11 protein-coding genes are annotated in these 12,415 nt (G+C 61.3%); 10 read left to right on the top strand and 1 reads right to left on the bottom strand.

The genetic code is table 11. The features are described 5' to 3' along the window. Positions 1-317: 317 nt before the first annotated feature. Positions 318-1,082: a type I methionyl aminopeptidase gene (map, locus tag ACYSMN_RS10615; protein ID WP_488923852.1), complete on the bottom strand. Its 765-nt coding sequence runs from the start codon at positions 1,080-1,082 to the stop codon at positions 318-320. A gap of 461 nt (positions 1,083-1,543) precedes the next feature. Between map and ACYSMN_RS10620 the strand changes: the two genes are divergently transcribed. From ACYSMN_RS10620 to ACYSMN_RS10665, 10 genes are all read left to right on the top strand, one after another. After that, the gene (locus tag ACYSMN_RS10620; protein ID WP_488923853.1) at positions 1,544-1,915 is read left to right on the top strand and encodes a nuclear transport factor 2 family protein; all 372 of its coding nucleotides are present in this window, start codon (positions 1,544-1,546) and stop codon (positions 1,913-1,915) included. A 205-nt stretch (positions 1,916-2,120) separates the two neighbouring features. Then, positions 2,121-3,035 carry a helix-turn-helix domain-containing protein gene (locus ACYSMN_RS10625; RefSeq protein ID WP_488923854.1) on the top strand — a complete coding sequence of 305 codons (915 nt, stop codon included), beginning with the start codon at positions 2,121-2,123 and terminating at the stop codon, positions 3,033-3,035. A 9-nt stretch (positions 3,036-3,044) separates the two neighbouring features. Continuing rightward, a complete protein-coding gene (locus ACYSMN_RS10630; RefSeq protein ID WP_488923855.1) occupies positions 3,045-3,467 on the top strand; it encodes a luciferase domain-containing protein in 423 nt (140 codons plus the stop codon). A 74-nt stretch (positions 3,468-3,541) separates the two neighbouring features. Then, positions 3,542-4,417, top strand: coding sequence for an NAD(P)H-binding protein (locus ACYSMN_RS10635; RefSeq protein ID WP_488923856.1), 876 nt, complete (start codon positions 3,542-3,544; stop codon positions 4,415-4,417). Positions 4,418-4,579: 162 nt separating this feature from the next. After that, the gene (locus tag ACYSMN_RS10640) at positions 4,580-5,629 is read left to right on the top strand and encodes an aldo/keto reductase (protein ID WP_488923857.1); all 1,050 of its coding nucleotides are present in this window, start codon (positions 4,580-4,582) and stop codon (positions 5,627-5,629) included. A 123-nt stretch (positions 5,630-5,752) separates the two neighbouring features. Next, the gene (locus tag ACYSMN_RS10645) at positions 5,753-6,745 is read left to right on the top strand and encodes an aldo/keto reductase (protein ID WP_488923858.1); all 993 of its coding nucleotides are present in this window, start codon (positions 5,753-5,755) and stop codon (positions 6,743-6,745) included. A 64-nt stretch (positions 6,746-6,809) separates the two neighbouring features. After that, positions 6,810-7,751, top strand: a complete 942-nt coding sequence (locus ACYSMN_RS10650) for a helix-turn-helix domain-containing protein (protein ID WP_488923859.1) — start codon at positions 6,810-6,812, stop codon at positions 7,749-7,751. A 284-nt stretch (positions 7,752-8,035) separates the two neighbouring features. Next, on the top strand, positions 8,036-9,145 hold the full coding sequence (locus tag ACYSMN_RS10655; protein WP_488923860.1) for a Fic family protein: 1,110 nt from the start codon (positions 8,036-8,038) through the stop codon (positions 9,143-9,145). Between the two features lie 304 nt (positions 9,146-9,449). Further along, positions 9,450-9,626, top strand: a complete 177-nt coding sequence (locus tag ACYSMN_RS10660; protein WP_488923861.1) for a hypothetical protein — start codon at positions 9,450-9,452, stop codon at positions 9,624-9,626. Positions 9,627-10,076: 450 nt separating this feature from the next. After that, a complete protein-coding gene (locus ACYSMN_RS10665) occupies positions 10,077-12,311 on the top strand; it encodes a beta-1,3-glucanase family protein (protein WP_488923862.1) in 2,235 nt (744 codons plus the stop codon). Positions 12,312-12,415: the final 104 nt, after the last annotated feature.

Below are 12,415 nucleotides of genomic sequence, written 5' to 3' on the forward strand. Positions count from 1 at the left end.
CGCACCGTCAGCAGCCCCCAATACCCACAGTCCGCGGGCAGCAGGTGGTTGAGAGGCTATTGATGCCTAGCAGCGGGAGCGTTGAACCACCTTCGGCGTATAGCGTGGCTTGGCTAGGATGCCGGGCATGTCGGCACAGTTCCAAACAGCCGCTGCCAAGCGCAGAAAAGTCCGGGCCACCGGCTCGTAGGTAGTTTAAGCCAGCCTCCATGGGTACAGGAGCCCCTGCCCATCGGATTTTTTTAGTGGTGAATAATACCTGGGTAGGGCAAGCTGCGCAGGGCATTGCTTTCCAACTGCCTCTGGATAGCTCTCGTTTACTCCCAAATACGGTTGGCCTCGGTGAGAATAAGGGGTTGGCCGTCGGTTATTATAATGGTGTGCTCGTGCTGGGCCACGAAGCTGCCGTCTTTGGTGGTCAACGTCCAGCCGTCGCCGAGCGGATGGGCGATACTGGCGCGGGTGGAAATAAACGTCTCCACGGCCACCACGGAGTTTTTCTGGAAGCGTTTCTGGTTGTAACGGTCGTAGTAGCAGGGTATTTCCCTGGGCTCCTCGTGCAAGCTGCGGCCGATGCCGTGCCCTACCAGGTTCTTGATAACCCGAAAACCCGCCTTTCGCGCTTCGGCTTCAATCAACCCACCAATATCGGCAATGCGCACCCCGCCCCGGATGCGGCTGAGAGCCGTGCGCAAGATGTGCCGGGAGGCATCGACCAGCGGCTGATGCTGGTGAATGTCGGCCCCGAGCACAAAGGAGCCACCGTTGTCGGCCCAGTAGCCGCCTAGCTCCGCCGATACGTCGATGTTGACCAAGTCGCCTTCCCGCAGTACTTTCTGCGAGGAGGGGATGCCGTGCGCTACTTCGTGGTTCACGCTGATGCACGTCCAGCCCGGAAACCCGTAGGTCAGCCGCGGGGCCGATTTGGCTCCCAGGGCCGCCAGGATGCTGCCGCCGTATTCGTCCAGCTCCTGGGTCGTCATGCCCGACTGGGCGTGCTCGCGCATTTGCTTCAGGGTGGTGCCCACGGCGTGGCTGATGCGCTGAAGGCCGGTTAGGTCGGCTTGGGAGGTGATGGACATGGGATGGAAGAGGTTGGCTCGCCGATACAGTTCGGCCTTATTTGATTACTACGCGGAAAGCAGTGACAATCTACCTCAGCATTTGGTTTTGCTTCTTGCCGGCCTCGTTTCTTGCAGCTTATACCCAAGCTGGAATGGCCAGCGAGTGGTAATGAGTTACGCACAATGGAAGAAGGCTTCCGGAATAAAAGCTCGGGCGCGAGATTATTCATCTGGAGCCGATGCTCAATTCCTCTAAACTTTACAGCACAGCCGGCAATTGAATGAAAGAAATAGGCTCACCCATCATGTTGCCAAGCGGCATGTTGCCCAAACCTGCTCACTCGTTTGATGTTGGCTCACCAGCCGCCACGCCTTCGCAACCTAGTAGCCAGCCTGAGTTAACTGCTGACCGCCAAGTGAAATAGTTCTTGCGGCAGCGTGTAGTGATTGGCTTACATTGACTTATTTTTCTGCCTTTTATGAACACGCCCCAACAACTCATCCAACAAGCCTACGCCGCCTTCAATGCGCGCGATATTCCCACGGTCCTGGCCACGCTGCACCCGCAGGTGCGTTGGTCGAAGGCCTGGGAGGGCGACTACGCCACGGGCCACGCCGAAGTGCGCGCCTACTGGCAGCGGCAGTGGCAGGAACTGGACCCGCACGTTGAGCCCACGGGCATTAGCGAACGGGCCGATGGGCGCTTGGAAGTACTGGTCCATCAAGTGGTGAAAGATGCGCAGGGGCAGTTGCTGTTCGACGGCTTGGTCAAGCACCTCTACACCGTGCAGGATGACTTGCTCAAGCAAATGGACATCGAGCCGGTAGCGTCCGGCTCCGAGCCATCATAAAGACTGCTCTTTCGGGACTATTCCACCGTAAACCGTGCCTCGGCCCGGCCGAAGGACGCCCAAGTCACGAAACGGCTACAACAAACCACGATTCAGCTACGCCGGCCCGCGGTGGCGTTCGGACCTTTGGGTGGCAGGAAGTTGAGCGGAATACCAGCCACTACTGCCGAAGTTTTGTCCTTCGGATAATTACCGCCACCGCGCCATGAAACACGAACCGCCGCAACGGGTCGAGACCATCTCGGCCTTTCACCAGCTCATGGGCCTGCCCAAACCGGAGCACCCCTTGCTGAGCCTCGTGCCGTTCGAGGCCATCGGCTACGCGGCGGATGCGCCCCCGGCCCCAATGCTGAACCAGTTCTACTCCATTGCCCTGAAAAAGAATTTCAACGGTAAGCTAAAGTATGGCCAGCAGGTATATGACTTCGACGAGGGCATGATGGTGTTCATGGCCCCCGGCCAGCTGTTGGCCATCGAAGCCAATGAAACGCTGCGCCATGCGGGCTGGCTGCTGCTCGTGCACCCCGATTTTCTGTGGCGCACGCCGCTGGCCAAAACTATCCGGCAGTACCCGTTTTTCAGCTACGCCGTGCACGAAGCCCTGCACCTCTCCGACAAAGAGGAGGGTATGATAACCGACCTGATGCAACGCATCGCCCAGGAGTACCGCGCCAACCTGGACGCCTTCAGCCAGCGCGTCATCCTGGCCCAGCTGGAGCTGCTGCTCACCTATTCCGAGCGTTTTTACCACCGGCAGTTCCTCACCCGCCACATCGCCAACCATCAGTTGCTCGACCGCCTGGAAGAGCTGCTTACGGCCTGCTTCGCCAGCGAGGCCCTGGCCCAGCACGGCCCGCCCACTGTGCAGTATATCGCCGACCAGCTGAATGTGTCGCCCAATTACCTGAGCGTGCTGCTCAAAACCCTCACCGGCCAGAGCACCCAGCAGCACATCCAGAACAAGCTCATCGAACACGCCAAGCAGCAGCTTTCCACCACGGCGCTGTCGGTGAGCGAAATCGCCTACGCACTGGGTTTCGAGCATTCGCAGTCGTTCAGCAAGCTGTTCAAAACCAAAACGGCCCTCTCGCCCGGCGCCTTCCGCAACTCTTTTAATTGACTCTTGGCTATGAAACTTGAAGAAAAAGGCCCCATCCAAGCCCCACCCGTACTGGCTGGCCCGGGTCAGCAAACCGCCGAAGCCGTTCAGTCCTGGCCCGGCATCGTGGCCGCCACCCACTGGGATTTGTTTAACCGCACCCGCGTGGACGGGGCCGATTTTTACGTCGGAGAAGTCGAGCTGGGCCACATCCACCTCAACGGGGAAGTGCACCTGGCCACCACGCCTGCCCTCGGCCTGCCACTGCTGGCACAGGGCCTAGCCCACCCGTTCCCCTACGGCCAGGGCCCCGGCGACTGGGTCACGTTTCCGATTCGCACCGCCGCCGATGCCGCACACGCTACCTGGCTATTCCGCCTCAACTACGACCGTCTGCAAGGTACCCCGCTGGCTGAGCTGACTGAGCGCCTGCGCGCCGGCCGCGGCCAATAGCCATTGAGGAGCGGGCCCACTGTGTTTGCTGCTCTCCGCACCACCTTGCTACTCCACCAACTCACCAATCCACCATGCTTGTCATCACCGGAGCTAACGGCCAATTAGGAGCCGCCATCATTGAAAACCTCTTACGCAGCGTACCAGCCAATCAACTCATCGCCAGCGTGCGCGAGCCCAGCCAGGCCACCGCTTTGGTCGAGCAAGGCGTGCAAGTACGGGCGGGCGACTTCGCCCAGCCGGAAAGTTTGGGCACGGCCTTCGCTGGGGCCGAGCAAGTCCTGATTATCTCGGCCAACAAGCTCGGGGAAGAGGCCTGGCGTCTGCACCAGGCTGCCATCGAGGCCGCCCGCGCTGCCGGGGCTCGTCGCATTCTGTACACCAGCCACATGGGCGCCCGGCCTGACTCTTTCTTCGAGCCGGCCAGTAACCACGCCGCTAGCGAGGCGATGCTGGCCGCCTCGGGCGTGTCCTACACCGCCTTGCGCCACGGCTTCTACGCCGAAAGCGCCCTGCAGATGGTGGGCCACGGGCTGAAGGCAGGCCTGCTGCAAACTCCCGAAGACGGCCCCGTGAGCTGGACCACCCGCGCCGACCTGGCCGAAGCCGACGCGCGCATCTTAACCCAATCCGGCCGCTTCGAGGGTCTCACCCCGCCGTTCACCGCCGCCGCGGCCGTCACCATGGCCGACTTGGCCGCCCTGGCTTCCGAAATCACCGGCCGCGAAGTCCGGCACGAGACGATTACGGACGAGGCGTGGCTACAGGCCAAAGTGGCGCAGGGCGTGCCCGCACCGGTGGCTGAGCTGCTGCTGGGCTCGTTCAAGGCCTCCCGGCGCGGCGACTTCGCGGCCGTGGACCCCACGCTGGAAACCCTGTTGAGCCGGCCGCCGCAGACTATGCGCGAGGTGCTAGCCGGCTTTCTGCAGCCCGCCGCAGAACAGCAGTAGGCCCCCAGTAGCAGCCTTCAGGCTCGGACTACCAGCCCTGGGATTTGTGTGCAAGAATCTGCGATTTGTATGGTTTGCGTTGCTCCTCGCGCCCGGACCTTTGTTAGGTAACCACCGGGTAGCTTCTCGGAGCCACCCTTTACTTCCTCAAACCGCAGTAAGATGAGCCTGACAGATTTCCGTACCCTGGGCCGCTCCGGCCTGGTCGTCAGCCCGCTGGCGCTGGGCACCATGACCTTCGGCACCCCGCGTTGGGGCTCGCCCGACAACGTGTCCCAAACCATTTTCAATGCCTACGTCGAAGCCGGCGGCAATTTTATCGACACCGCCGATGTGTACGCGGGCGGGCGTAGCGAGGAGCTGCTGGGCGGCTACGTGGCCGGGCGCAAGCTGCGCGACCAGCTGGTGCTGGCCACCAAGTTTGGCTTCGGGGCCCAAAAGGGCAACCCACACGCCAGCGGCAACGGGCGCAAGCACGTTTACCAAGCCCTGGAAGGCTCGCTCCGCCGCCTTCAAACCGATTACGTGGACCTGTACTGGCTGCACGTGTGGGACGGCGTGACCCCGGCCGAGGAGATTCTGCAAACCTTGGGCGACCTAGTGCGAGCAGGCAAAATCCGCTACTTCGGTTTTTCCGACATGCCGGCTTGGTTTGCCACTAGGACCGCCACGCTGGCCCAGGCCCACGGCGTGCCAGGCCCCATCGCCATGCAGCTTGAGTACTCGCTGGTGGCCCGCCGCATCGAGACCGAGCACGTGCCCGCTGCCCTGGAAACGGGCCAGGGCCTGGTGCCCTGGAGCCCGCTGGCGGCGGGCTTTCTGGCGGGCAAATACCAACGCGAGGCGGCCGGCACGAAAGGCAGCGGCGACGGCCGGCTTAGCGGCCCGAACCCATTCGGCGAGATGAAATTCACCGATAAGAACTGGCAGATACTCGACGCCCTGCGGCCGGTAGCCGCCGAGCTGGGCCGCCCGCTCGCGCAGGTAGCCCTGGCCTGGGTGCAGGCCCAGCCGGGCGTGACTTCTTCGCTTATCGGGGCCAGTAAAGTGGAGCAGTTGCACGACAACCTGGCCTCGTTGGAGGTGCAGCTCAGCCCGGCGCAGCTGCGTGCTTTGGATGAGGCCAGCATCGTGGACCCCTACTACGACCGCATGGGGCCGCTGCTCAAGCAAGCCACCTTTGGGCCCAACGCGGTGCGGGGCTGGCGGTAAGAGCGCAAGGTGGGGACTGCGTTTTGTGTTGCAGAAACGGCAGTTTGTGTGGCCCCGCGGCGGTTGAGCGTCCTGACCTTTGCCTGGTAAGTAACGCGTTTCACTAGCCACTAAACCAAGCACATGAGCACCATCAAAAAAGTAGCCCTGGGTAGCCAGGGCCTGGAAGTTTCCGTCGAGGGCCTGGGCTGCATGGGCATGACTGGGTTTCCCGGCGGCTCCATCTACGGCCCCGCCGACGAGACCGAAAGCCTGGCCACCATCCACCGTGCCCAGGAATTGGGCGTGACTTTACTCGACACGGCCGACATCTACGGCCCGCAGGACAACGAGCGGCTGGTGGGCAAGGCCATTGCCAGCCAGCGTGCGCAGTTCACTATCGCCACCAAGTTCGGCTTCGAAATTGACGACGCGGGCCACATGACCAACGCGCTCAACGGCCGGCCAGAATACGTGCGCAAAAGCATCGAACGGTCTTTGCGCAACCTGAGCACCGACTACGTCGACCTCTACTACCTGCACCGCCTCGACCCCAACACCCCCATCGAAGACACCGTGGGCGCCATGAGCCGACTGGTGGAAGAAGGCAAAGTGCGGTTCCTGGGCCTGAGCGAAGTACCGGCCGACATCCTGCGTCGGGCTCACGCCGTGCACCCGATTTCGGCCCTGCAAACCGAGTACTCGCTCTTCGACCGCGGCGTGGAGGAAAGCGGCGTGCTGGAAGCCACCCGCGCCTTGGGCATCGGCTTCGTGGGCTATTCGCCGCTGGGCCGGGGCTTTCTGTCGGGCGAGATTAAAACCCTCGACGACTTTCCGGCCGATGATTTCCGCCGTTTCTGGCCGCGCTACCAGGGCGAGAATTTCTACAAAAACCTGGAGCTGGTGCGCAAGCTGGAAACCTTGGCGCAGGCCAAAGGTGTGACGCCCGCTCAACTGGCCTTGGCCTGGGTGTTGGCCCAGGACGTGGTAGCCATCCCGGGCACCAAGCGCGTGAAATACCTCGAAGCCAACGTGGCCGCGGCCGACTTCCACCTCAGCCCGGCTGAACTGGCTGAACTCGATGCCATCTTGCCGGTTGGAAGTACCGCCGGGGCGGCCTATCCCGAAGGCATGTAATCATAGGACCGTGGGGAGCACTCTCCAAAACGCGGTTATTTCACCACTTCTAGCGTCGCCGCTTATGAAAACGTCCGCCAAAGACTTCCGGGTGCTGGCCACCGTCACCGAGTACACGCGGTTTTACGGCCTGCCGGCTCCGGCCCACCCGCTGCTCGCCATCATCGACCTGGACCAGCTGCGCGAGCGGTCGACAGCCGACGTGGCGGCCGCCACGACGCCGGTTACGCGTCAGCTCTACAGCATTTCACTCAAGCGTAACCTGCAAGGCATTGCTTTGCGCTACGGGCACCAAACCTACGATTTCAACGAGGGCGTGCTGAGCTTCTTAGCGCCGGGCCAGGGGTGTTGGCTGGAGCGCGAGCAGGACTTGGACGCGCTCCAGGCGCTCAGTGGCTGGACTCTTCTCTTTCACCCCGATCTGCTGCGCCAGCACCCGCTGGGCCAGAAGATTGCCAGCTACGGATTCTTTGCCTACGACGTGCACGAAGCGCTGCACCTGTCGGCCCAGGAGCAAAGCGTGCTCGGCAACGTGCTGGCCATCATCCGAGACGAGTACGAGCGCCCCATCGACAGCTTCAGCCAGGAAGTGTTGGTGTCGCAGCTGGAAGTGCTGCTCAACTACGCCAATCGTTTCTACCACCGCCAGTTCCTGACCCGGCGCGCCCCTGCCCACGACCTGCTTAGCCGCTTCGAGGCCTTGTTGGCCGGCTACTTCGCCCAGCCCGGCCAGCAGCCCCTGCCCACGGTGCAGCACTTTGCCGATGCGCTGAACGTCTCGCCCGCTTACTTAGGCGATATGCTGCGCTCCCTCACCGGCCAAACCACTCAGCAGCACCTCCACAGCCAGTTAATTGAGCAGGCCAAGCAACTCTTGCTCACTACCTCACTTACCGTCAACGAAACGGCGTTTCGGCTCGGCTTCGAGTACCCGCACTACTTCAGCCGGCTGTTCAAACGCAAAACGGGGCTCAGCCCGGCGGCCTTCCGCTTCTCGGCCCAGTAAACGCTGAGGCGCACACACGAAGTCTGCCCGTTTAGGAGAAGAATCCCTACCCGAGGTAGCTCCAAGTTCCCTTCCATGGGCCTGCGCCATCACGCCAAAGTACTTTTTGCCTAGGCATGCTTTTCAACAACCGGCAAAGAGGACAGCGTTATAGCAATTGGTTTGGGTGGACTACCAAAAGAATTAGTTGTTCGACTCAAAGGAGATGCAGGTCAGTTTCAGCGTTGCTTGAGCGCGGGTCTTCGATTGTGTGCGGAGAATAACCGGTACATTTGCCGCACATTATGCGGAGAATAAGCACCTACATCCATCAACTGCCCGACTGGCCGCATTTCACCTGGCAGCTTTCTGCTTTGCAACGTTTATTAGGCGCGGTGCGCCATCAACAGGGACGCTTGCTGGGCCGACTTGACGGGCTAGGCCTGGATCTGCGCGCGGAAGCCACCCTCCAGACGCTAACCTTGGATGTACTCAAGTCCAGTGAAATAGAGGGCGAGATGCTGCCGCCGGCGTCGGTTCGCTCATCGCTGGCCCACCGCCTGGGCCTGGAGCAAGGCGGATTGCCGCCCACCGACCAGCGGGTGGCAGGGATAGTCGCCATGATGCTCGATGCCACGCAGCAGGCGTCAGACCCGTTGACCGCCGACCGTCTTTTCGCTTGGCATCACGCTTTATTCTCCACTGGATATAGTGGTTTATACACCGTGCGTGTGGGCAGCTGGCGTACTGGCCCCATGCAGGTTGTCTCGGGGCCGATGGGGCGCGAGCGAGTGCACTACGAAGCTCCGCCGGCTGAAGTATTGGATGCGCAGATGCAGCAGTTCCTGGCATGGTTCAACGCCTCGCAGGACCTGGATCCGGTGCTGAAAGCCGCCGTGGCCCATTTCTGGTTCGTGACTATTCACCCCTTCGATGACGGCAACGGCCGCATTGCCCGCGCCATCGCCGATCTGCAACTGGCCCGAGCCGACGGGACCGGGCAGCGGTGCTACAGCATGTCGGCACAGATCCAGGCCGAGCGCCGAGCATATTACGACCTATTGGAAACTTGCCAGCGCGGTTCGCTGGACGTGACGGCGTGGGTAACCTGGTTTCTGGAGTGCCTGGGCCGCTCGCTGACGAGCGCCGAGCAGACCTTAGCCCAGGTCTTGGCCAAGGCCGACTTTTGGGAGCGTCACCGTCAGACACCGCTGACTGAACGCCAGCGGCGGTTGGTGGTGCGGCTGCTCGATGGGTTCGAAGGCAAACTCACCACCTCTAAATGGGCGCGCATGTCCAAGTGCTCCCAGGACACGGCTGGCCGCGACATAGCGGACTTGATAGGCAAAAGCATCCTGGTGAGAGACAGTGCCGGCGGGCGCAGCACTAGCTACCGCCTGGCCCCCAATGCGTAAGTCCGCTCCGGACCAGAACTCCCACTTGGTAACCTTCCGAAGCAACGGTCGAACAAGCCGTTTTCCAGCCGCGCCCTCGAAGAACGTCACTGGCAAGCGCGTCCGCACCTTCCCAATTACTCCCGATAGACTGGCCTGAAGCATACGCCTAGCGCCAATCCCTTGTGCGTGAGCCAGCAGCGCTGGCTCACGCACAAGCTTTTTAAAGCCTCACTTGAAGGTGGTGAGTCTGCGGCCAGTCAGATAGCGAAACCTAGCCAAAGGAATATTGGATACATAACTCACTCCCACAAACTCGGCCAGGATGATTTCCCTGCTCGGCGAGGTTGGCCCGCTCCCCGTCGGTGTGCGGGTCGAGGCTGCGCAGTACGGAGCCAGTCAAGCGTTGTTGAGCGCAGGCAAGGTCATTGGCTACAAGGGCCACGGCACCGTTCTCGATTCGCTTACAGGCGGCACCGGGCCCATCACCTGTTCCACTTGAGCTGCTGTCGACGCAAGCTGAGACAAGCCTAGGTAAGAGGGTAGCCAAATTATATTATTAGTAGATCATTGTTTTTTAAGTGGTGAGGGTACACTGTCGGACGAGATAGACGGTAACTGGTGGGACGCGTACAGCAGGGCTTGCCATGCCCGACGCACGCAGGATATGACGTGTGATTTAAGTGTATTGCGGCCGCTGCAAAGGCCTTTTCTGAACCGCTGAGGGCTTTTCTTTCTTGCCCAAAGGCTGTTAGATTGCCTATGCATGACCGCCAAATTGGTCGGACAACAGCTCTTGCCGCCGCTCCCTGAAACTGCACGCGCCGGCAGGTGCCACGTCTTGCCGGTTTGCCAGCGCTACCCCTCCTACCCTGCTTCCTTTCCTGACCCCGATGCGACTATCGAGGCAGTTTGTGCCAATCCATTTCCCACCACAACCAATCCATTACCCATGAAAAAAATTACTTTCCTCTTTCTGCTAGCGGCCCTTTTCGGCGCGCTGCTCGCGCACCGGAGTTTGGCTCAAGGCAACACCAGTTTGCCGTTTACGATTGCCAACAACTCGCCCTTTCCCGACGCCGATTTGTACGTGGCGATAGTGGGACTCGACCCTTCCGGGCGCCACGTGTGGATCAACGCGCGCAACTCGGCGGTGCTGCCCATGGACGCTTCTTACAATACGGTGCTCGGGCCGACATACAACGGCAACACGGGCCCGGGCAGTAACTCGCGTTACGCCAACTGCTTCACGCGCTTGAGCGAGATTCCGAACAAGACCTTTTCGCTGCCCTACATCGCGGGGTGCCGGGTATTCATTGCGCAGGGGCAGCAGCTCTACCTCTATTTCTTCGGGGCGACGGGGGCGCCTTCGGGCTACGCAGCACCAAATGCGCAGAACCCGAACGACCCGAACCGGGACATTCGCTACGAGTTCATCGAGTTGACCAACAACCAGTTCGGTTTCTTCGGCAACACCACCCGCGTGGATGCGTTCCGCTACCCGATGGGCCTGGAGCTGTTCGGCAACGGCTACCAAAAGCGAACGGGTGAACTAAAAACGGCGGCCGAAATCGTATCGGCCTACAAAGCCAACGTGCCGACCGAGTTCCAGGGCACGGTGAACAACGCCACCGGTGAAATCGCCTTTCCCTCGAAAACGCCGGCCTTCTTCGATGGCACCAACGGCACTACGCCCGGCCCCTACGCCAACTATTTCGGCTCGTACATCGACGCCATCTGGAACAAGTACGCGAACGAGGATTTGATCTTCTTCGCCGGCAACGCTGGTGTTTTCAAAGGACGCATCACCAACGGACAGCTGCGAGTGGTGGGTCAGTCGGGAGCTTACGCCGGCCGCACGGGCATTGTGGCGCGCAAGCCTACGACGCAGGAAGCATTCGAGGGCAAAGGTGTGCTCGACAACCGCGTAAGCGACGGCGACTGCGACCTGGTGGTGCAGGCCCAGCTGACGGCCGCCATCAACCGGCATGTAGTGAATACCACCACGCCGAACCCCGGCCAGCAGAACTGGTACGACGCTTCCAAGTACTACCAAACCGCCCCAGCCAACTACTACGCCCGCTTCTGGCATTTGCCCGGCATCAGCGTGGATCAGCTGAGCTACGGTTTCGCCTACGACGATGTGGCCGACCAGTCAGCGACGCTGCAAACGCCCCAGCCCACCAAAGTAGTGGCCACCTTCGGGGGCTACGCTGGCACGACGCAACCCAACAACGGCGTGGCCACCATGTACCGCGACTGCAACTACACCGGCACGGCCGTTAGCCTGCCCGCTGGTGATTATAACTTAGCCGCACTGCAAAGCCGCGGCATCTTGAACGAGGACGTTTCCTCGCTTCGGGTGAACAGCGGCTACCAAGTGGTGCTCTACGAAAATGACAACTTCAGCGGCGCCTCCCTGACCCTGCGCGCCGACAACAGCTGCTTGGTAAACAACCCGCTCGGCACCGGCAACTGGAACGATAAAACTTCCTCGCTACGGGTGCAAACGGCCACATCGACTTTCAGCGTGTTGCTGCAGGCCGAAAGCGCCAACGTTAACAACGGCATGGTGGTGGAAGCCTGCTCCGACGCCGGGGGTGGTCAGGACATGGGCTTTGTTGATCAGGGGGATTATCTGGTGTGGAACGGCATCAACTTCCCCACCTCGGGCACCTACACCATCGAATACCGCGTGGCCAGTGGCGCGGCCGGCGGCACGGTATCGTCGGACCTGAACGGCGGGGCTGTCCTGCTGGGCAACACCAGCATCCCCGGCACCGGCAGCTGGCAGACCTGGACGACTGTCTCGCGCACGGTGAACGTGAATGCCGGCACCTACAACTTCGGCATATACGCCCAGAGCGGCGGCTGGAACATCAACTGGGTGCGCATCAGCAGAACCAGCACGGCTGCCAGAAGTGCTATTGTTACGGCCTCGACCCTGGCCGCAGACGGCGAGTTGCTGAGTCTCTACCCCAACCCAGCCAGTGATAAGCTCCAGGTAGCTGGCGCCGCTGAACTGCTCGGCGGGACCTACCATATCGTGAATATGGAAGGCCGTAGGGTGAGCCGAGGTACACTGAGTGGCACCCTGGACGTGGCCACGCTGCCAGCGGGCCTCTATCAGGTGGTGGTGACGACCAAGGACCAGCGCAAGCTCAGCCGGCGCTTCACCAAGCTGTAGTAGTCGCGGCTCCCCAGGTGCAGCGCGTAAGCTGCCCATTTTGATCTGACGAATTTGTGGTGACTCAGAAGTACAACCGTGGCCGTAACGCACGCCGCGGGAGT

The organism is Hymenobacter sp. M1-2, assembly GCF_057808495.1.